The sequence below is a fragment of the Streptomyces sp. NPDC018263 genome (assembly GCF_055562575.1).
Genome location: NZ_JBVHFA010000005.1, coordinates 272,510 through 291,243, shown reverse-complemented (window position 1 = coordinate 291,243; position 18,734 = coordinate 272,510). Strand labels below are relative to the sequence as shown.

Sequence of the window (18,734 nt, the reverse complement as noted above, 5' to 3'; positions counted from 1 at the left end):
GCCGTGACGAGTCACCGTCGGAGTACGGGAATCATCTCCACGCTGCGTGACCCATTTTCGCCACGATCCGCGACATCGAAGGCCATGGATCGTGGCACCGAGGCCGTTCACCTCGGCGGTGCCGGCACTCAGGCGGACAGCGATCCCGCTTCGTCGGCGGTGGCGGCCTCGACGTCCGGGCGCACGTCGAAGAGGCGGCGCACCCCGAGCGCGCCGAGGACCCGGTTCACGTGCGAGCCGTCCTCCGCGCCCCGGTCGGGCAGGATCAGGCGCAGCCTGCCCTGGCAGGAGCGGATCAGCCGGCGGGCCGCGATGAGCACACCGACCCCGCTGGAGTCGCAGAAGAAGACCTCGGAGAGATCGAGGACCAGGCTGTGGTTCCCCTCGGCGACCACGTCGTGCACCCGCTGCCGCAGCACGGGCGAGGTCACCAGGTCCAGTTCGCCGGCCACCCGGAGCACGGCCCACTCGCCCCGTTCGGTGCCGGTCACTTCGAAAGCCACGGCCACACCTCTCCGCTCGGCGGATCTTGTGGAACCACCCGGAAACGGAAGCAGTTCCTTCGGTTCTTTCCGCGCGGCTGCCCAGCGGCCGTTTCCCTGAAACACGGAACCGCAAACCGCGGAGGGATCGACAGAGGGCTTGTTTCGGTCACTGTCGATCGGATTCGATCGTACTTCGATCGGAGATGGGGCCGAGATAAGTGAAGACGGTGTGAAGAGACCCCTATCACCTGCGACGCTGCCAGGGGCGCGCATTGACACAAAGGGGCGTGCACCGTCGGACGTGGGGACTACATTCGAGGGGACGCCGGGCACATCCTGGACACGGCGAGGGGAGGAATCGCATGCCTGCCAAGGACCTGCCGCCCCGCTGGGACCGCGCGATGCAGCAGCGGCTCGCACGCGGGGAGGCCGCCGCCCTGGGCGAGCTGTACGACCGGTTCGCCTCCCTGGTGCAGGGCCTGGCGCACCGCGTGCTGAGCGACGACACGGCGGCGGCGGCCGTCACCCGCGACGTCTTCGCGCACGTCTGGGAGCACCCCGACACCTACGACCACCGGCAGGGCCCGCTGCGCACCTGGATCGCCGCGACGACCCAGCGGCTCGCCGTGCAGAAGCTGCGCGAGACCGAGACGGCCGCGCTCGGCGGGGATTCGCCGGAGGAGCTGGCCGCCCTGGAGAGCCGAGTGCGGCACGCCTCGGTCGCCGCCCGCGCCGACTACATCGCCCACTCGATGCCGCATCCGCTGCGGGCCGCGCTGGAGCTGGCCTACTTCCAGCGGCGGGACTACCGCCAGGCCGCCGCCGACCTCGGCGTCACCGAGGACGAGGCCCGCCGCCGGCTCCGCCTCGGCCTGCAACTGCTCGCCACCGCCCACGACACCGGGGCGCCGCCGGAACTCGGGGGTGCGCGATGACCGGCCCGCACCACTTCGGGCCGCCGGAGGAACGTACGGACGACACGGCCGCGCGCGTGCCCCTGCCCCGCTCCCCCGCCGGGACCGAGCGGCTCGACCTCCCGCACGAGGTGCTGCGCTCCCTGCTCGGCGCCTGGGCGCTGGCCGCCTGTTCGGCGGCGGAGACGGACGCGGTGGAGGAGCACCTCGGCGAGTGCGGGGCCTGCGCGGACGAGGCACGACGCCTGCGCGAGGCGGTCGGCCTGCTGCACCGCCCGGAGAGCCTGGAGGTGGACCCCACCCTGCGCAACCGGGTACTGGAGAACTGCCTGCGCCGCCGCCCACCGCGCATCCCGGTCCCCGAGTGGGCGGCCTCGTACGACGCGGAGACCGCCCGGCTCGACGCGCTGCTGCGGGACTTCGGCGACGCCGAGTGGCACACGCCGGTCCGGCTGCGCTGGTTCGAGTCGGGCGTGCCCGCGACCCGCCGTACGACGGTCGCCGGGGTGATCGCGCATCTGCTGTCGGTCGACGGCATGGTGGCGACCGCGCTCGGCCTTCAGGACCCGCTGACCGACGCCATCGCCAAGGCCGGGCCGGACGTACGCGGCGCGGCGGGGCCCGCCGGCCGGACCGAGGCGTTCTGGCGCGCCTCGCACTTCCCGCAGACCCGCGCGGTACGCGCCCGTTGGCGGGACCAGAGCCACCAACTGCTGCGCACGGTGTCCTTCACCGGCGGCACGGGCGGCTTCCCGGTGGGCTACGGCGACTTCACGCTGCCGCTGCGGGACGCGATGGTGGACCGCGCCTTCGAGTGCTGGGTGCACGCGGAGGACATCGCCAAGGCGGTCGACTACCCCTACGAGCCGCCCGCCCCACGGCACTTGAGCCGCATGATCGAACTCGCGGCCCGCATGCTCCCGTCCGCGGTCGCCGCCCACCGGGGCGCGTCCCCGGCGGCCACCCCCGGCCGCAGCCTCCGCCTGGAGATCGAGGGCGCGGCCGGCGGCCAATGGCTGATCCCCCTGGACTCCCCTTCGGACCCCATCCCCGAACACGAGGTGGCCCACGTCGCCCTGGACGGAGTCGAATTCTGCCGCCTGGCGGCAGGCCACCTGACCCCGGAGGAAACGACGGCGGGCCAGAGGGGCGACAGGGAAGCGATCAGGGACGTCCTGACGGCGACAGCGTCACTGAGCCGGATGTAAGAGGAGGCCGGGGGCGCGGGGAACTGCGCGACAAGGCACGACGCACCCGCACCCGCCCACTCAGCTAGGCAAAAACGACGGTCCGGCGCCCATTGAGAAGAATCCTCCGCTCGGCATGCCACTTGACGGCCCGAGCCAACGCCTGACACTCCACATCCCGGCCGATGGCCACAAGCTGATCCGGCCGCAACTCATGCCCCACCCGCTCGACCTCCTGCTCGATGATCGGCCCCTCATCGAGATCCGCGGTCACATAATGCGCGGTCGCCCCGATGAGCTTGACCCCCCGCTCATGAGCCTGGTGATACGGCTTCGCGCCCTTGAAGCTCGGCAGGAACGAGTGGTGGATGTTGATGATCCGCCCGCTGAGCGCCTTGCAGAGATCGTCCGACAGCACCTGCATGTACCGCGCGAGAACCACCAGTTCGACCCCCTCCTCCCGCACCAGTTCCAGCAGCCGCGCCTCCGCCTGCGCCTTGGTGTCCCGCGTCACCGGGATGTGGTGGAAGGGGATGTTGTACGACCCCACCAGTTCTTCGAAGTCCGTGTGGTTGGACACCACGGCCGCGATCTCCACCGGCAGCGCCCCGATGCTGGCCCGGAACAGCAGATCGTTCAGGCAGTGCCCGAACTTGCTGACCATCAGCACGATCCGCATCTTCTGGTCGCCCCGGCTGATCTGCCAGTCCATGTGGAAGGAGTCACCGATCGCCGCGAAGCTCGCCCGCAGCTTCTCCAGCGTGACGGGGGCGTCGGCCGAGAAGTGGACGCGCATGAAGAACAGACCCGTGTCGTGGTCGCCGAACTGCTGACTGTCCTCGATGTTGCAGCCGGTCATGAAGAGGTAGCTCGACACGGCGTGCACGATGCCCTTTTTGTCCGGGCAGGAAAGAGTGAGGACGTACTGGTCCGCCGGGGTGTCGGCCTCGGCGGCGGCTCGGCTGGGCTGCTCGTTCATGCACTACACGATCTCACGCCGGGCAGCCCGGCCGGGGTCCGTGTCCGTCAGGCGGACGTCAGGCGGACGTCACACGGCCGTCGTCAGAGCGCGCAGCGCCTCCAGGCTGCGCGGGGCCGCCGCCGGGTCGTCGCCGTCGCCGGCGGCGAGACGCAGATGGGCGTCCTGGGCCGCCCGTACCGCCTCCGGCCACTGCGGGTGCTCCAGGTAGACGGCGACCGGGGCGTCCGGGCCGACCTGGTGCATGATCCGCAGCACCCGCAGCACGGCGGTGTCCACCAGCGCCGCCTCCTGGGAGTCCCGGAAGATGGTGCCGACGTATTTCTCCGCCGACCAGTTGTCCAGCCAGGTGTCCTCCACCAGCCGGTAGACCGCGTCGGTGACGTCCCCGTACCCCTCCACGCCCGCGAGCCAGACGTCGCGCTGGAAGGCCGGGTCGGAGAGCATGTGCAGCGCGGAGCGCACGTTGCTGCGCCAGCGCCACCACGGCATGTCGTTGAGCGGCATGCCACCCATGGTGGAGGAGCGGCGGCCGCGACGGGAAGAGTTCTCCGAACCTTGCACGGTCATCGATCGTACGTTCCCCACAATACGAGCCACATCCGCCCCCGCTGTTCACCCTCGTGTCACCCATGGTCGACCCGGTGTCACTCGGCGGTTGGCGATGTGCGGGAATCGTGGCGGCCCATGACCGGCAGGCGACGCACTCCCGACAGCTTCCCCTCCTCCCCCCGGCCGCGGCGGGCCGCCCGGTACGCGGGCGCGCTGGCCGCCTGTGCCGTGCTGACGGCCGGCTGCGGGACCGTGCCCGGCACGGGCGGCGCCGCCGGGGACGGCACGGTGCGGGTGATGACCTGGGCCCCGCAGAACACCGGCGCCACCAACAAGCCCGGCATGCCCGCGATGGCCCGCGCCTACGCGAAGTGGGTCAACAAGCACGGCGGGGTCGGCGGCCGCACCCTCACCGTGCTGACCTGCAACGAGCGCAACGACAGCGTGGGCGCCGCCAAGTGCGCCCGGCGCGCGGCGGCGGAGAAGGTGGTCGCGGTCGTCGGCTCCTACAGCCAGTTCGGGGACTCCTTCCTCGCCCCGCTGGAGAGCGCGGGCATCCCCTATATCGGCGGCTACGGCGTCACCAGCGACGAGTTCACCGGCCCGTACTCCTACCCGGTCAACGGCGGCCAGCCCGCGCTGCTCGCCGGGCTCGGGCAGGCGCTCGCGGCGGGGTGCGGCCCGGTCGCGCTGGTCCGGCCGGACAGCATCGCCGGGGACGAACTGCCCGCGCTGCTCAACTCGGGCCTGAAGGCGGGCGGCCACCCGGCGGCCACCGACCAGCTCGCCGCCGAGGACGCCACCGAGTACGGGGCGGAGGCCGAGCGGGCGCTGCGCGGGGCCACCGCCGACCCGGCGCGCAAGGGGTGCGTGGTGCCCGCGCTCGGGGACCGCACCGACACCTTCATGGACTCCTTCCGCCGCGCCCGCGCCGACCACGCCCCGGTGCGCACGGCGACCGTGCTGGGCAGCGTCGACCAGACCGAGATCAACGCGACCGGCGGCGCCTCGGGCCCGTACGAGGGGGCGTACATCACCGGCTGGTACCCGGTGGCGTCCGATCCGCGGTGGAACCCGATGAAGCAGGTGATCAACGAGGAGGCGTTCGGCGACAACAGCATCGACCCGGCCGACGCCGGGGTGCAGACCACCTGGATCGCCTACACGGTGCTGCGGGCCGTGCTGGAGCACATCGGCGACGGCGACGTGACCCCGGACGCGGTGCGCCACACCCTCGACGGCGGGCTGAAGGTTTCCACCGGCGGGCTGACCCCGACCCTGCGCTGGCCGGACGAGACCCGGCTCGCCGCGGTCGGCTTCCCGCGCCTGGTCAACGCCGACGTCACCCTCCAGGTGGTCCGGGAGGGGAAGCTGACCGCCGTCCGGCCGGGGGGCACGGGGGCCGCCTCGGACGGCGACATGACGCGGACGCTGGAGAGCGCGGACGTGGGCTGAGCCCCCGCCCGCCGAGGCCCCGCCCGCCGAGTTGCCGCCCGCCGAGTCCCCGCCCGCGCCGGGACCTCAGAGCTGGGTCGGCTGGCGGCTGGTGAGCCCGTACTTGGTGGCGATGGCGTTCCAGAGCTGGGCCGCCTTCGCCTTCTGGGCGCTGGCGGTGCCGCTCTGGGCGTTGCCGGCCTGGCTGTGGTTGGTCGAGCGGGCGTGGCCCTTGACGCAGACCTTCTTGCTCTTGGCCTGCCGCGCCCAGACCGCGTAGTGGTTGTCGGCGGCGGCCGACGCCTGCCAGGCGGCGGTGAGGGCCGCGTTCAGCTCGGCGTTGTTCGGCAGCTTGTCCACGGACAGCTTGCCGAGCCGGGTGACCAGGTCGGCGCGCTGTTTGGCGGCGCCGCGCAGGTCGGCGGCGGCCTGGTCGAGGTCCTTGCACTGCTTGATGCGCTCGACCGACTGGATCACGGTGGAGCGGCTGCTGCCGCTGTCGGCGAGGAGCCTGTCCAGTTCGACGGCCTGCGGCTGGGCCGGGTCGGCGGCCGACGCGGACGGCGAGGGCTGCTCGCTCGCCGGGGTGGAGGAGGCGACCGGCCGGTTGTCGTCGCCGTCGTCACCGCCGCCGCTGAGCAGGGCGCCCGCGCCGATACCGAGGACGACGATGCCGACGCCGACGGCCGCGATCAGCGGCACCCGCGAGCCGGTACGGCCGCCGCCGCGCCGTCCGCCGTCGTCGTGGTCCATCGGCGGCCGGTAGGCGGGCTGGGCCGAGACCATGGGCGCCGGCGGACGCGGCTCCGGGGCCGGGACGCGGGGCATCTGCTGGGTCGAGCCCTGGGCGGCGTCGGCGCCGTACTGGGTGCCCCGGAAGAGGTTGTCGAACTCGGCGGGCGGCTGCCGGTCGGCGCCGTCGGCACCGGCCTGGTAGGGCGGGATGTACTGGGTGGCCGCCTCGTCCGCCGGCTGCTGCGGGTAGCCCTGGCGGCCGTCGTTCCCGGTGGCCTCGGGCGGCAGCGCGCCCGACGCCACCGGGGGTATGTACTGGGTCGCGGCCTGGTCGGCACCGCCCGACGGGACCGGCGGAAGGTACTGGGTCGCACCCTCGGGCCCCTGGCCGGCGCCGGGACCCACGGGCGGCATGAACTGCGTGGCCGCCTCGTCCATCGGCGGCAGCGGCGCGGCCTGCTGGGGGTAGCCGTGGTCGTACCCCTGGTGCTGCTGGGGGTAGGGCTGTGCGCCGCCGTAGCCCTGCGCGTCGTACGCGGGGCCCTCGGGCGGCATCGGGCCGGGGCCGGACGGCTGCTCCGGGGCCTGCCACTCGTGGGCGGCGGCCGGGGGCCAGCCCTGGCCCTGCTGGTGCTGGCCCTGCTGGTGCTGCTGGCCTTGCTGGTCCTGGCCGGGGCCCCAGGAGCCGCCCCAGGGCTGGCCGCCGGGGGGCACCGCGGGTGTTCCCGTCATGCCCGGCAGCAGGGGCTCCCCTCCGTCGGAGGGCAGCACGATGCCTTCGTGCGCGGGTCGCGCCGAGGGCTCATCGCCCTGTCCACTCTGCGTCACCGGGACTCCTACGATTGAAGGACGTTCGGAATCGTCGGCTCACGCTACCGGGTCCGCGGAGCCCGGTGCCACGCAGCTCAGCGCCCGGGCGCCCCCGCTGTGACAGCGGTAACAGAAGCCCCGTCCCTCACGCTGTATTTGTCCCCGGTCGCGCCCGACTGCCCTTTCCGGCAAGGCCACTCGGACGCGACTCGCTGTTCAGGCCGCCTGCCGGACATCGAGTCTCGCCCCGAACTCCCGTACCACCGCCTCGTCCCGGAAGGGCTGCAGCCGCTGCTGGAGGTCCTCCAGGTACTCGGTGCCGCGCTCGGAGCGGAGCGTCTCCAGCAGCTCCACCGCCTTCATGCCGGTGCCGCACGCCTGCTCGATCTCGCGCTGCTGCACCTGGGCCGTGGCGAGGAGCACATAGCCGATGGCCCGGCGCCGGGCCCGCGAGACGGGATGCCGCTCCAGCGCCTGCCGGGCGTATCTGGCGGCCGCCTCGGCCTGGCCCAGGTCACGGTGGCAGTGCGCCAACTCGTCGGCCAGATAAGCCTCGTCGAAGTGGGCGATCCACACCGGGTCGTCCCCGTCGGAGGCGTCCGCCCGCTCCAGCGCCGCGATGGCCCGCCCGGCGGACGCCTGCGCCGCGCGCACATCGCCCAGTACGGCGTGCCCGCGCGCCTCGGCCGCGTGGAACATCGACTCCGCGCGCGGGGTGACCCGCCCACGGGCGCCCTCCTGCGCGGCACGCGCCAACTGGGCGATCTCGCGCGGGTTTCCCAGCTCGGCGGCGAGGTGGCTCATGGAGGCTGCCAGCACATAGCCGCCGTACCCCCGGTCCCCGGCCGCCTGCGCCAGGCGCAGCGACTGGATGTAGTACCGCTGGGCCAGGCCGGGTTGGCCGGTGTCGACCGCCATGTACCCGGCCAGCTCGGTCAACCGGGCGACGGCGGCGAAGAGTTCACGCCCGACCGCCTCCCGGTACGATCCCGCGAGCAGCCCGGAGACCACGCTGTTGAGGTAGTGCACGACGACCGGGCGCACATGCCCGCTGCCGTACTGGTGGTCGAGGTCGACCAGCGCCTGGGTCATCGAGCGCACCGCCGCCACGTCGGCCTGCCCCACGCGTGGGCCCGCCTGCCGGGCCACCTGGGCGTCCGGCGCCGAGATCAGCCAGTCCCGGCTGGGCTCGACCAGCGCGGAGGCGGCGACCGAGGAGCCGGACAGGAAGTCCCGCCGCCCCACGTCGCTGCGCCACAGCTCGCAGACCTGCTCGATGGCCCCGAGGACCGTCGGCGAGAACTGGAGGCCCACGCCGGAGGCGAGGTTCTTGCCGTTGGCCATGCCGATCTCGTCGATCGTGACCGTACGGCCGAGCTTGCGGCCGAGCGCCTCCGCGATGATCGCCGGGGCGCGGCCGCGCGGCTGCTGTCCGCGCAGCCAGCGGGCCACGGACGTCTTGTCGTAGCGCAGGTCGAGTCCGTGCTCGGCGCCGCACATGTTGACGCGCCGGGCCAGCCCCGCGTTCGAGCACCCCGCTTCCTGGATGAGTGCCTGCAGCCGTTCGTTCGGCTGCCTCGCCACTAGCGGCCTCGCGGCCATGCGCTACCCCCTGCGAACCCCTGGAGCCTGAAGATCAATGGTCGTTCCGGTCCTGAGATCACTTCCCAGTCGACATAGCGTCAATGCGCGACATGTGCGGTTTGCCGGGGTAAAGCCGTCTCGCCGCGCGCCCCGTGCCCTTCCTGGCTACCCGCGCCGCCCGTTCGCCTCGCCCGCGCGCCCCCGCCCGTGCTCCCGTGCGCCCCGGCGACCGGGCCGGTGTGCCGCCCCGGCGCACGGCCCGGCCGTAACCCCGGGTGGACGCGGGAGTTGAGTGGGACGTGGACGAGACGACCGCGGGCCCCGAGGCGGCCCGGATTCCGCGCCCGCGCGGGGGATCGCTGCTGGAGACCGCCGTTGCGTACGCCGAGGAGCGGCACTGGGAGGTGCTGGCGGGCAGTTGGCTGGAGGACGTGGGCGGCGTGCGGTACTGCTCCTGCGGCGACGCCGCCTGTCCCGCGCCCGGCGCACACCCCACGCGCCCCGACTGGGCCACGCGCGCCACCGGCAGCCCGGCGGTCGTCCGGCAGATGTGGCAGGAGCAGCCCTCGGCGTCGATCCTGCTGCCGACCGGCCGCACCTTCGACGCGCTGTCCGTGCCGGAGACGGCCGGGTTCCTGGCGCTGGCCCGGATGCGGCGCATGGACCTGAACCTCGGCCCGGTGACCCTCACCCCGGACCGGCGCATGCAGTTCCTCGTGCTGCCCGGCGGCGCGGCGAAGGCGCCGGACCTGCTGCGGCAGGTCGGCTGGGCGGCGGCCGCGCGCGATCTGGTCCCGCTGGGCGAGGGGCGGTACCTGGCGGCGCCGCCGACCCGGATCGGTTCGCGGGGCGCGGTGCAGTGGGCGTGCCGTCCGACGCCGGCCAACCGGTGGCTGCCGGACGCGGAGGAGCTGATCCCGCCGCTGGCGTACGCCTGCAACCAGGACTGCTGAGCGGCACCCGGACTTCGCCCTTCCGCCGCACGGGTGCCCCTGCCAGGGCCGCCACCGTAGGGTTTCCGTCATGACGGAGGCAGCGGTTCGGGTACGGGGACTCTGGAAGCGGTTCGGGCAGCATGTCGCGGTGGGCGGCATCGACCTCGATCTTCCGGCCGGGAAGTTCATCGGGCTGGTCGGCCCGAACGGGGCGGGCAAGACGACCACCCTGTCGATGGTCACCGGTCTGCTCCGGCCCGATCAGGGGGCCGTCGAGATCGTCGGGCACGACGTGTGGCAGGACCCGGTGGCGGTGAAGTCCCGGATCGGGGTGCTGCCGGAGGGGCTGCGGCTCTTCGAACGGCTGTCGGGGCGTGAACTGCTGGCGTACAGCGGGCGGTTGCGCGGGCTGCCGGGCGCCGAGGTGGACAAGCGGGCCACCCAGTTGCTGGACGTGCTGGACCTCGCCGGCTCGCAGCACAAGCTGGTCGTCGACTACTCGACCGGCATGCGCAAGAAGATCGGGCTCGCCGCCGCCCTGCTGCACAACCCCGAAGTGCTGTTCCTGGACGAGCCGTTCGAGGGCGTCGACCCGGTCTCCGCGCAGATCATCCGGGGCGTGCTGGAGCGGTACACCGCGTCCGGCGCCACCGTGGTGTTCTCCTCGCACGTGATGGAGCTGGTGGAGTCGCTGTGCGACTGGGTCGCGGTGCTGGCCGCCGGGCGCATCCGGGCGACCGGGACGCTGGCCGAGGTGCGCGGGGAGCACCCCACCCTCCAGGCCGCGTTCCTTGAGCTGGTGGGCGCGAGCGGGCGGGACGCCGGGTCCGATCTGGACTGGCTCGGCGGCGGGGCGGTCCGATGACGACCGCGACGCCCGCCTCCGCGACCTCGGTACTGGTCCGGCTGAAGCTGTCCCTGCTGCGCAACGGCCTGCGCCAGTCCACGGGCCGCCGGGCCGCGTTCGTGGCGTCGGCGGTGCTCGCCCTGGTCTTCGCCCTGCTGCAACTGCTGGGCTTCGTCGCGCTGCGTTTCCAGTCCCACCCGGAGTCCGTCGCCGTGCCCGGTGTGGCGGTGCTGGCGCTGGGCTGGGCGGTGATGCCGCTGTTCTTCCCCGGCGGCGACGAGACCCTCGACCCGACCCGCCTGGTGATGCTGCCCCTGCGGCCCCGGACGCTGGTACGCGGGCTGCTCGCGGCCTCGCTGGTCGGGATCGGCCCGGTGTTCACGCTGCTGGTGCTGGCGGGCTGCGGGCTGGCTCTGGCGCACGGCGCGGGCTGGGCCTTCGCGGTCGTGGGGGTCGCGCTGGCGCTGCTGACGTGCGTGGCGCTGGCGCGTGCGGTCGCCGCGGCCAACGTCCGCCTGCTGACCAGCCGCAAGGGCCGCGACCTCGCGGTGCTGAGCGGGCTGGTCATCGCCATCGGCGCCCAGCTCGTCAACTTCGGCGCCCAGCGGCTCGGCTCGGGCGGCCTCGGCCGACTCCAGCCGGTCGCCGACGTGCTGGCCTGGGTCCCGCCCGCCTCCGCGCTGGGCGCGGTCCACTCGGCGAGCGAGGGCTCGTACGGTACGGCGCTGGCGCAACTGGGGCTGTGCGCCGTGCTGTTGGCGCTGCTGATCGGGGCGTGGGCGCGGAGCCTGACCCGGCTGATGACCTCGCCGGACGGTTCCACGCTCCAGGCGGCCGACGACGGGGGCCGCGACCGCGCCTCGGCGGGGCTGGCCCGGCTGCTGCCGGCCGGGCGCACGGGGGCGGTGATGGAGCGGACCCTGCGCTATATCTGGCGCGATCCGAAGACCAAGGCGGCATGGGTGACCTCGCTGGCGATCGGGCTGATCGTGCCGGTGTTCAACGCCGTCCAGGGCACCGGGTCGCTGTACTTCGCGTGCTTCGCCTCGGGGATGCTCGGCATCCAGATGTACAACCAGTTCGGGCAGGACACCTCCGCGTTCTGGATGGTGGCGATGACCGTCTCCTCGCCGCGCGACGCCTACGCCGAGCTGCGCGGCCGGGCGCTGGCCCTGCTGCTGATCACCCTGCCGTACGCCACGCTCGTCACCGTGGTCACCACCGCGCTGCTGGGCGACTGGTCCCGCCTCCCCGAGGTGCTGGGCCTCTCCCTCGCCCTGCTCGGCGCGATGCTCGCCACCGGCGCCTGGACCTCGGCCCGCTTCCCCTACTCGATACCGCAGGAGGGCCACAAGAACGTCGCCCCCGGCCAGGCGGGCCTCGCCTGGATCTCCATCTTCGGCGGCATGGTCGCCTCGGCCCTGCTCTGCTCCCCGGTCATCGCGGCGACGATCTGGCTGAACATCGCCGAGGGCGGCGCCCGCTGGTCCTGGCTCCTCCTCCCGGTCGGCGCCGCCTACGGCGCAGCCCTGGCCCTGACGGGCCTCCGCCTGGCAGCACCACGGACCGCGGCCCGGCTGCCGGAGATCCTGGTGGCGGTGAGCAAGGGCTAGTCGGCGCCGCTACTGCTCTGGGGGGGAGCCCCTCAGGGTGTCCCCAGCTCCCCCAGGAACTGGTCCAGTACCCCCTGCCAGGCCGCCGGCTGGTCGTAGTGGGGGACGTGGCCCGCGTCGGGGATTTCGGCGTAGTGGCCGTCGGGGAGGACGCGGACCATTTCCTGGGCCTCGGCCCGGCCCAGTTCGCCGTCGAGGCCGCGGACCACGAGGGTGGGGCAGCGGACCTGGGTGAGTTCGTCCCAGTGGGCGTCGTGGACCCAGGTCTCGCGGGTGCGGAGCATGCGGTCGGGGTCGAAGCGGGGGCGCCAGCCGTCGGCGGACTCGCGCATGACCTCGGCGTAGAAGGCGCCGCGCGCGGGGTCGGGGCGCTCCAGGCGGGGATCGTCCTCGGCGAACCAGCGCCGGACGTCGGCGAGGGTGGTGAACGGCAGCGGCCAGGAGCGGAACCAGTCGGCCCACTCTGCCTGCGAGGCGGCGCCCAGCGCGGAGGCGCGCATGTCGCAGATGACGAGACCCCGCACCAGATCCGGACGGCGCGCGGCCAACTGCCAGGCGGTGAGCGCGCCCATCGCGTGGCCGACCAGGACGGCGGGGGCGAGGGCGAGCTGTTCCAGCGCGGCCTCGGCGTCCTCGACGTACGCCTCGCGGGTGCAGGCTTCCAGCGGCGGCTGGGCGCTCTGCCCGTGCCCGCGCTGGTCGAGCGCGACCGCGCGGTACCGGCCGGCGAGCCCCCGCGCGGTGGACACCCAGTGCGCGGCGCGCCCCATCAGGCCGTGGAGGAGTAAGACACCCCGCGCGCCGGGCCCGGTCCCCTCCTTGGGCGGGTCCGCGAACTCCCACGCGGCCAGCCGCACCCCGCCCGCCCCTGTCACCTCGATACGCCGTGCCATAGACCTGGCACCCCCCAGCTCCGCCTGCTTCGTACCGTTGTACCGCCGCTGTCGCTGTCGTGTGTGTCGCCCTGCTGCTGCCGTCGCAGATTATCGAAAACTCATTCGACGTAGGCGTTCGCTCCGCCAACACCCCTCGTTCGAGTGACACCGGAAGAGGAATGATCGCCACCGCCGAGGGGATCTTCTCTGGCGTGGGGGGCGGACCGCTCGGGGAAAAACGGTCCGGAGGGACCGACCCTGGGAGCTCGGGGCTCCGGGTCGGTACCGGGGAGGTGAGGCCCCGGCGCCGCGGCGGCGCCGGGGCCTCCTCGCGCTCAGCGCTTGGCGACGAAGACGTGGGAGGCGACGTCGGAGGCCAGCTCGGCCGCCTCACCACCACTGCCCACCAGCACGCCACCCGGCGACTCGGTCACGCTGACCACGGAGCCGGGCTGCACGCCCGCCCGCCGCAGCGTGTACATGAGCTGGGCGTCGGTCTGGATCGGCTCCCCGATCCGGCGCACCACGACCGTCTTGCCGTCCGAGCCGGGGTCCAGCTCAGCGAGCGAGACCATGCCCTCGTCCAGGAACGGGTCGGCGCCGTCCTTCTCGCCCAGCTCCTCAAGCCCCGGAATGGGGTTGCCGTAGGGGGACTCGGTGGGGTGGCGCAGCAGCTCCAGCACGCGGCGCTCCACCGCCTCGCTCATCACGTGCTCCCAGCGGCACGCCTCCGCGTGCACCTGCTCCCACTCCAGACCGATCACGTCCACGAGCAGACACTCGGCGAGCCGGTGCTTGCGCATGACGCGGGTGGCCAGCCTGCGGCCCTCGTCGGTCAGCTCCAGATGACGGTCGCTGGCCACGGACACCAGTCCGTCCCGCTCCATCCTGGCCACCGTCTGACTGACGGTCGGGCCGCTCTGGTCGAGCCGTTCCGCGATGCGGGCGCGCATGGGGACGACGCCTTCCTCTTCCAGTTCGAGGATGGTGCGGAGATACATCTCCGTGGTGTCGATCAGTCCGGACATACGTGCCCCTCGATTACTTTGCCGAAAAGCTCACCGCTCCCGGCGCGTGCGCTGGCCCAGAATCAATTCTGCCGGATACCACCGACAATCGTGCCGCGCCGGGGAGACACCGGGAACCGGCCGCGCTTCGGCCGGGAAGCGCGAAGCGTATTGACACCGCGCTGGTCCAGACCGCACGGTGATCCGCGACATCGACGCGCGAAGGGGCACCGCATGAGCGACGGCACGCCGGCCGACCGGTTCCTGGACGCGGCGATCGGCCTGCTGCGCCGGGTGCGCGAGGAGGAGGCCGGGGCCATCGCCGCCGCCGGGACCCTGCTCGCGGACACGGTCGAGTCGGGCGGACGGCTCTTCGCCTTCGGCGCCGGACACTCCTCGCTCCCCGCGCAGGACGTCGTCTACCGCGCGGGCGGCCTCGCCCTGATGAACCTGCTCGCCGTGCCCGGCGTGGTCGGCATCGACGTCAGCCCCGCCGTCCTCGGCTCCGCCCTGGAGCGCGTCGACGGGCTCGCCTCCGCCGTGCTGGACAGCTCACCGCTGCGCGACGGCGACGCCCTGGTGATCATCTCCCTGTCCGGCCGCAACGCCCTCCCGGTGGAGATGGCCCGGCACGCGCGCGCCCTGGGCATCAAGGTCATCGGCGTCACCTCGGTCGCCTACGCCACCGAGACCGCCTCCCGGCACTCCTCGGGCACGTTCCTGAAGGACCACTGCGATGTCGTACTGGACTCCAAGATCGCGGTAGGGGACGCCGAACTGGCCCTCGACACCGTCCCGGCGCCCTTCGCGCCCGCCTCCACGGTGGTCACCTCGGCCCTGATGCAGTCCATGGTCGCCACGGCGGCCGCCACCCTGGCCGACCGGGGCGTCGAGCCCCCGCTGCTGCGCTCGGGGAATGTGGACGGCGGCCACGACTGGAACGCCCGGATCATGGAGAAGTACGGCGACCGGATCTACTACCACCACTGAGAACTGGGCACTGAGGGCGCCGTCCCTCTGCCGCCGTCGGCGGTTCAAACCTGCTCGGTGCCCCGTACCGCGTCCGCCAGGTCCAGCGCCGCCGCGATGCGCGCGGCCACCTCTTCCGCGTACGTCGTGTCGGTGCGGTCGAAGCCGTCGCGGGAGGTGCCGCGCAGGAAGGTCAGCACGCCCAGGGTCCGGCCCCGGCTGCGCAGCGGGGTGCACAGCGCGTGGGCGGTGTCGGCGGGCCAGTGCCGGGTGCGGGCCCACTCCCCCGACCGCTCGGGCGGTACCCCGTTCACATCGGCGCGCACGGTGCCGCCCCGCTCGGTGCACCGGGGTGCCGGGTGGTCCGGGGCGTAGCGCACGGGCAGCCCGGTGTGGACGTCGGCGCCCGGTGTCCCGGCGGGTGTGGCGGCGAGCCGCTCCAGCCGTACGGTCTCCCCGCGCGACTCGGTGAGCCGGTCCAGCAGGGCGTGGTCGGCGAAGCCGGCCAGGGCGAACTCCAGGTGGACGACGGCCGCCTCGGCGGGGTCCTCGCACTCGGCGGCGGCACGGGCCGCGCGGTGCAACTGGTTGGAGCGGAACCGCAGCAGGGACGCCTCGCGCTCCCCCAGCCGGGCCTCGGTGACGTCCTGGAAGAGCCAGCCGACCCCGAGCGGCACCGGTTCCTGCCCCAGCGGCGAGGCCAGCCGGACGAACCCGCTGCGCCAGCAGCGCCGCCGCTCCCCCTCGGCCGTGCGCACGGTCACCCACAGCTCGATCGGGCCGGGCGGCGCGCCCTCGGCCAGTACATGGGTGAGCGCGTTCTCCAGCTCCTCCACGCCCTGGGCGAGGAGTTCGCCGAGCGGCCGGCCGAGCGCGGTGGAGCGGCCGACGCCCAGGGCGCGGGCCGCGTGCGCGTTGACGACGGCCGGGCGCAGGTCGGCGTCGATGAGGACGACGCCCCAGGACGCGTCCTCGAACAGGGCCTCGCTCAGCGCGATGGACCGCTCCAGGTCGATCTGGGTGTGCACCTCGCTGAACGCGCAGTACAGGCCCGCCGGGCGCCCGTCCGGGCCGCGTACGGCGGCGGACTGGGTGCGCACCAGGACCCGGCGGCCGTCCTTGGTCACAAGGGCGAACTCGTGGACCTGGCGGCCGGTGGCGCGCATCGCGGACCGCAGCCGCTCGCGCACCTCCGCGTCGTCGGCGCTGCGCACCGCCCAGCCCGCGAGTCCGGGCCGGCCGACCGCCTCGGCGGCGCTCCAGCCCAGGATGCGTGTCGCCTCGCGGTTCCAGTGGGTGACGGTGCCGTCCGCATCGAAGGCGCACAGGGCGGCGTCCATGCCGTCCAGCAGGGCGTTCAGCAGGTCGGCGCCGCCCGGTTCCTCCGGTCCCAGCTCGTCGGTGGTCCCACTGCGCCGGGAAGCACTCACCCTGGTCCCCCTTGCACGATCCGTCCGGCTGACGGCGTCGATGGTCATTCAACTCGACCGTGACCCAGCCCACACGCCGTTCCGCCAGATTGCGACGGTGAAAATCACTTGAACCGCGGGTGCCCGGTTTTTAGGCTGACGGCACACGGAAGGGAGGTGGTTCGGCAGATGTATGGAAACCGGACGCGTGAGGTGGCTGCGGGCTAGCGGCCCGTCACCACACCGAGTGCGGTGCCGGACCAGTACGTGATCCAGGCGTGCGGCCGGCCCAATCCCAAGCAGTCACCCGACCCGCGAGTTCGCCGGCACGTCCGGCCGGCTCCCCCGCCGCACGGCGGAGGAACCAGAACTCGCGGGTCGTTCCGTGTTCACGGGCCCTTGCGCTCTCAAGGGCTCAGCCGTTCCGTCGTCCAGGAGCCGTCCGGCAGGGCGGTGTACCGGAGCCGGTCGTGCAGCCGGTTCTCCCGGCCCTGCCAGAACTCCACCGTCTCCGGCGCGACGCGGAACCCGCCCCAGTTCTCCGGCACCGGCACCTCCTCGCCCTCCGGATACCGGGCGGCGAGGCCGGCGTATGCGTCGTCCAGGACGTCACGGGAGCCGATCACCGTGGACTGGGCGCTGGCCCAGGCGCCGAGCTGCGAGCCGTGCGGACGGCTGCGGAAGTAGGCGGCGGTCTCCTCACGGCTGGTGCGCCGGGCCACCCCGCAGACGATCACCTGACGGGCGATGGGGTGCCAGGGGAAGAGCAGCGAGATGTACGGGTCACCGGCGAGATCGCGGGCCTTGCGGGAGCCGTAGTTGGTGTAGAAGACGAAGCCGTCGTGGTCGTAGCCCTTCATCAGCACCGTGCGGGAGCTGGGGCGGCCGGTGGGGTCGACGGTGGAGACGACCATCGCGTTGGGCTCGTAGAGCGTGCCCAGGACGGTGGCGCGGGCGGCGTCCTGGAACCAGTGGGCGAACTGGTCCATCGGGTGCGCGGCGAGTTCCCGTTCGGCGAGACCGTGCGCCCGGTACTGCTCGCGCATGAACGCGGGGTCCACGGCCGGGTCGGGCTTCGGGGTGAGATCGCGGTCGGTCACGCGGTCATCCTGCCGTATCGCACGAACGTGGCACTGAGTGCCGCAGGGTCTCCCCAAGCGTGGCACTCAGGGCTATCGTGCTGTTCCCGCCCCTCGTTCCGGGTGACCCCCGTGCGTATGGGGCAGTACCGGTGATGACCGCCACCGACCCAGACCGAGGAGCCGCCTTATGTCCGCGTTCGTACCCGGACTAGAGGGAGTCGTCGCTTTCGAGACCGAGATCGCCGAGCCGGACAAGGAGGGCGGGTCGCTCCGCTACCGGGGCGTCGACATCGAGGACCTCGTCGGGCACGTCTCCTTCGGCAACGTGTGGGGGCTGCTGGTGGACGGCGCCTTCGCGCCGGGCCTGCCGGCGGCCGAGCCGTTCCCGATCCCCGTGCACTCCGGCGACATCCGGGTGGACGTGCAGTCCGCGCTCGCCATGCTGGCGCCGGTGTGGGGCCTCAAGCCGCTGCTGGACATCGACGCCGAGCAGGCCCGCGACGACCTCGCCCGCGCGGCCGTCATGGCGCTCTCCTACGTCGCCCAGTCCGCGCGCGGGCAGGGGCTGCCGATGGTGCCGCAGCGGGAGATCGACAAGGCCCGTACGGTCGTGGAGCGGTTCATGATCCGCTGGCGCGGCGAGCCCGACCCGAAGCATGTCGCGGCCGTCGACGCGTACTGGACCTCCGCCGCCGAGCACGGCATGAACGCGTCCACCTTCACCGCGCGCGTGATCGCCTCCACCGGGGCGGATGTAGCTGCCGCGCTGTCGGGGGCGGTGGGGGCGATGTCGGGGCCGCTGCACGGTGGCGCCCCTTCGCGCGTGCTCGGGATGATCGAGGAGATCGAGCGGACCGGGGACGCCGTCGGGTACGTGAAGAAGGCGCTCGACCGGGGGGAGCGGCTCATGGGGTTCGGGCACCGGGTGTACCGGGCCGAGGACCCCCGGGCGCGGGTGCTGCGGCGGACGGCGCGGGAGTTGGGGGCCCCTCGGTTCGAGATCGCCGAGGCGTTGGAGAAGGCGGCGCTGGAGGAGTTGCACAATCGGCGGCCGGATCGCGTGCTGGCCACCAACGTGGAGTTTTGGGCGGCTATCATGCTCGACTTCGCGGAAGTTCCGTCGCACATGTTCACTTCCATGTTCACGTGTGCGAGGACTGCCGGGTGGTCGGCGCATATTCTTGAGCAGAAGCGGACGGGGCGGCTGGTGCGGCCTTCTGCGGAATATGTGGGGCCTGGGACTCGGAAGCCTTCTGATATTTCCGGGTTCGAGAACATCGCCCACTGAGTGGGGTGGTTGGGGCGCGGAGAGCGGCT

At 73.1% G+C, this 18,734-nt stretch carries 17 protein-coding genes; 8 read left to right on the top strand and 9 right to left on the bottom strand.

Annotated features, from left to right (window positions below):
• Window positions 1-128 precede the first annotated feature (128 nt).
• Window positions 129-509, bottom strand: a complete 381-nt coding sequence (locus ACZ3HQ_RS16930) for an STAS domain-containing protein (RefSeq protein WP_467511601.1) — start codon at window positions 507-509, stop codon at window positions 129-131.
• A 338-nt stretch (window positions 510-847) separates the two neighbouring features.
• Here ACZ3HQ_RS16930 and ACZ3HQ_RS16925 point away from each other — a divergent pair, with 338 nt between their 5' ends.
• A complete protein-coding gene (locus ACZ3HQ_RS16925; RefSeq protein ID WP_467511599.1) occupies window positions 848-1,420 on the top strand; it encodes an RNA polymerase sigma factor in 573 nt (190 codons plus the stop codon).
• Window positions 1,417-2,607, top strand: a complete 1,191-nt coding sequence (locus ACZ3HQ_RS16920; protein WP_467511597.1) for a maleylpyruvate isomerase N-terminal domain-containing protein — start codon at window positions 1,417-1,419, stop codon at window positions 2,605-2,607. Before ACZ3HQ_RS16925 ends, ACZ3HQ_RS16920 begins: the two co-directional genes overlap by 4 nt.
• A 64-nt stretch (window positions 2,608-2,671) precedes the next feature.
• Here the strand turns inward: ACZ3HQ_RS16920 and purU are convergent, their stop codons facing one another.
• Window positions 2,672-3,565: a formyltetrahydrofolate deformylase gene (gene purU / locus ACZ3HQ_RS16915; RefSeq protein WP_467511595.1), complete on the bottom strand. Its 894-nt coding sequence runs from the start codon at window positions 3,563-3,565 to the stop codon at window positions 2,672-2,674.
• Window positions 3,566-3,634: 69 nt separating this feature from the next.
• A complete protein-coding gene (locus tag ACZ3HQ_RS16910) occupies window positions 3,635-4,135 on the bottom strand; it encodes an SCO4402 family protein (protein WP_467511593.1) in 501 nt (166 codons plus the stop codon).
• 117 nt (window positions 4,136-4,252) lie between these two features.
• Here ACZ3HQ_RS16910 and ACZ3HQ_RS16905 point away from each other — a divergent pair, with 117 nt between their 5' ends.
• Window positions 4,253-5,572, top strand: coding sequence for an ABC transporter substrate-binding protein (locus tag ACZ3HQ_RS16905; RefSeq protein WP_467511591.1), 1,320 nt, complete (start codon window positions 4,253-4,255; stop codon window positions 5,570-5,572).
• Between the two features lie 66 nt (window positions 5,573-5,638).
• Here ACZ3HQ_RS16905 and ACZ3HQ_RS16900 read toward each other — a convergent pair whose 3' ends face one another.
• The gene (locus ACZ3HQ_RS16900; RefSeq protein ID WP_467511589.1) at window positions 5,639-7,114 is read right to left on the bottom strand and encodes a hypothetical protein; all 1,476 of its coding nucleotides are present in this window, start codon (window positions 7,112-7,114) and stop codon (window positions 5,639-5,641) included.
• Between the two features lie 198 nt (window positions 7,115-7,312).
• A complete protein-coding gene (locus ACZ3HQ_RS16895) occupies window positions 7,313-8,698 on the bottom strand; it encodes a tetratricopeptide repeat protein (protein WP_350904304.1) in 1,386 nt (461 codons plus the stop codon).
• Between the two features lie 281 nt (window positions 8,699-8,979).
• Between ACZ3HQ_RS16895 and ACZ3HQ_RS16890 the strand changes: the two genes are divergently transcribed.
• The 3 genes from ACZ3HQ_RS16890 (at window position 8,980) to ACZ3HQ_RS16880 (ending at window position 12,075) form a co-directional block, all read left to right on the top strand.
• Window positions 8,980-9,633, top strand: coding sequence for a bifunctional DNA primase/polymerase (locus ACZ3HQ_RS16890; RefSeq protein WP_467511587.1), 654 nt, complete (start codon window positions 8,980-8,982; stop codon window positions 9,631-9,633).
• 70 nt (window positions 9,634-9,703) lie between these two features.
• Window positions 9,704-10,480, top strand: coding sequence for an ABC transporter ATP-binding protein (locus ACZ3HQ_RS16885; protein ID WP_467511585.1), 777 nt, complete (start codon window positions 9,704-9,706; stop codon window positions 10,478-10,480).
• Window positions 10,477-12,075, top strand: a complete 1,599-nt coding sequence (locus ACZ3HQ_RS16880; RefSeq protein WP_467511583.1) for a transporter — start codon at window positions 10,477-10,479, stop codon at window positions 12,073-12,075. Before ACZ3HQ_RS16885 ends, ACZ3HQ_RS16880 begins: the two co-directional genes overlap by 4 nt.
• Window positions 12,076-12,107: 32 nt before the next feature.
• Here ACZ3HQ_RS16880 and ACZ3HQ_RS16875 read toward each other — a convergent pair whose 3' ends face one another.
• The gene (locus tag ACZ3HQ_RS16875) at window positions 12,108-12,968 is read right to left on the bottom strand and encodes an alpha/beta fold hydrolase (RefSeq protein WP_467511581.1); all 861 of its coding nucleotides are present in this window, start codon (window positions 12,966-12,968) and stop codon (window positions 12,108-12,110) included.
• A gap of 317 nt (window positions 12,969-13,285) precedes the next feature.
• Entirely contained in the window at window positions 13,286-13,978 is a 693-nt protein-coding gene (locus tag ACZ3HQ_RS16870; protein ID WP_452694614.1) for a metal-dependent transcriptional regulator, read from the bottom strand.
• Between the two features lie 213 nt (window positions 13,979-14,191).
• Here ACZ3HQ_RS16870 and ACZ3HQ_RS16865 point away from each other — a divergent pair, with 213 nt between their 5' ends.
• Entirely contained in the window at window positions 14,192-14,947 is a 756-nt protein-coding gene (locus ACZ3HQ_RS16865) for an SIS domain-containing protein (protein WP_467511578.1), read from the top strand.
• Between the two features lie 44 nt (window positions 14,948-14,991).
• Here the strand turns inward: ACZ3HQ_RS16865 and ACZ3HQ_RS16860 are convergent, their stop codons facing one another.
• Both ACZ3HQ_RS16860 and pdxH read right to left on the bottom strand, forming a co-directional pair.
• Window positions 14,992-16,356 (bottom strand): PAS domain-containing protein, encoded by a 1,365-nt coding sequence (locus ACZ3HQ_RS16860; RefSeq protein WP_467511576.1) that lies wholly within the window; start codon window positions 16,354-16,356, stop codon window positions 14,992-14,994.
• 386 nt (window positions 16,357-16,742) lie between these two features.
• A complete protein-coding gene (pdxH, locus tag ACZ3HQ_RS16855; protein ID WP_467511574.1) occupies window positions 16,743-17,435 on the bottom strand; it encodes a pyridoxamine 5'-phosphate oxidase in 693 nt (230 codons plus the stop codon).
• A gap of 169 nt (window positions 17,436-17,604) precedes the next feature.
• Here pdxH and ACZ3HQ_RS16850 point away from each other — a divergent pair, with 169 nt between their 5' ends.
• Complete coding sequence (locus tag ACZ3HQ_RS16850; protein WP_030804770.1) at window positions 17,605-18,705, top strand: citrate synthase 2; 1,101 nt, start codon at window positions 17,605-17,607, stop codon at window positions 18,703-18,705.
• Window positions 18,706-18,734: the final 29 nt, after the last annotated feature.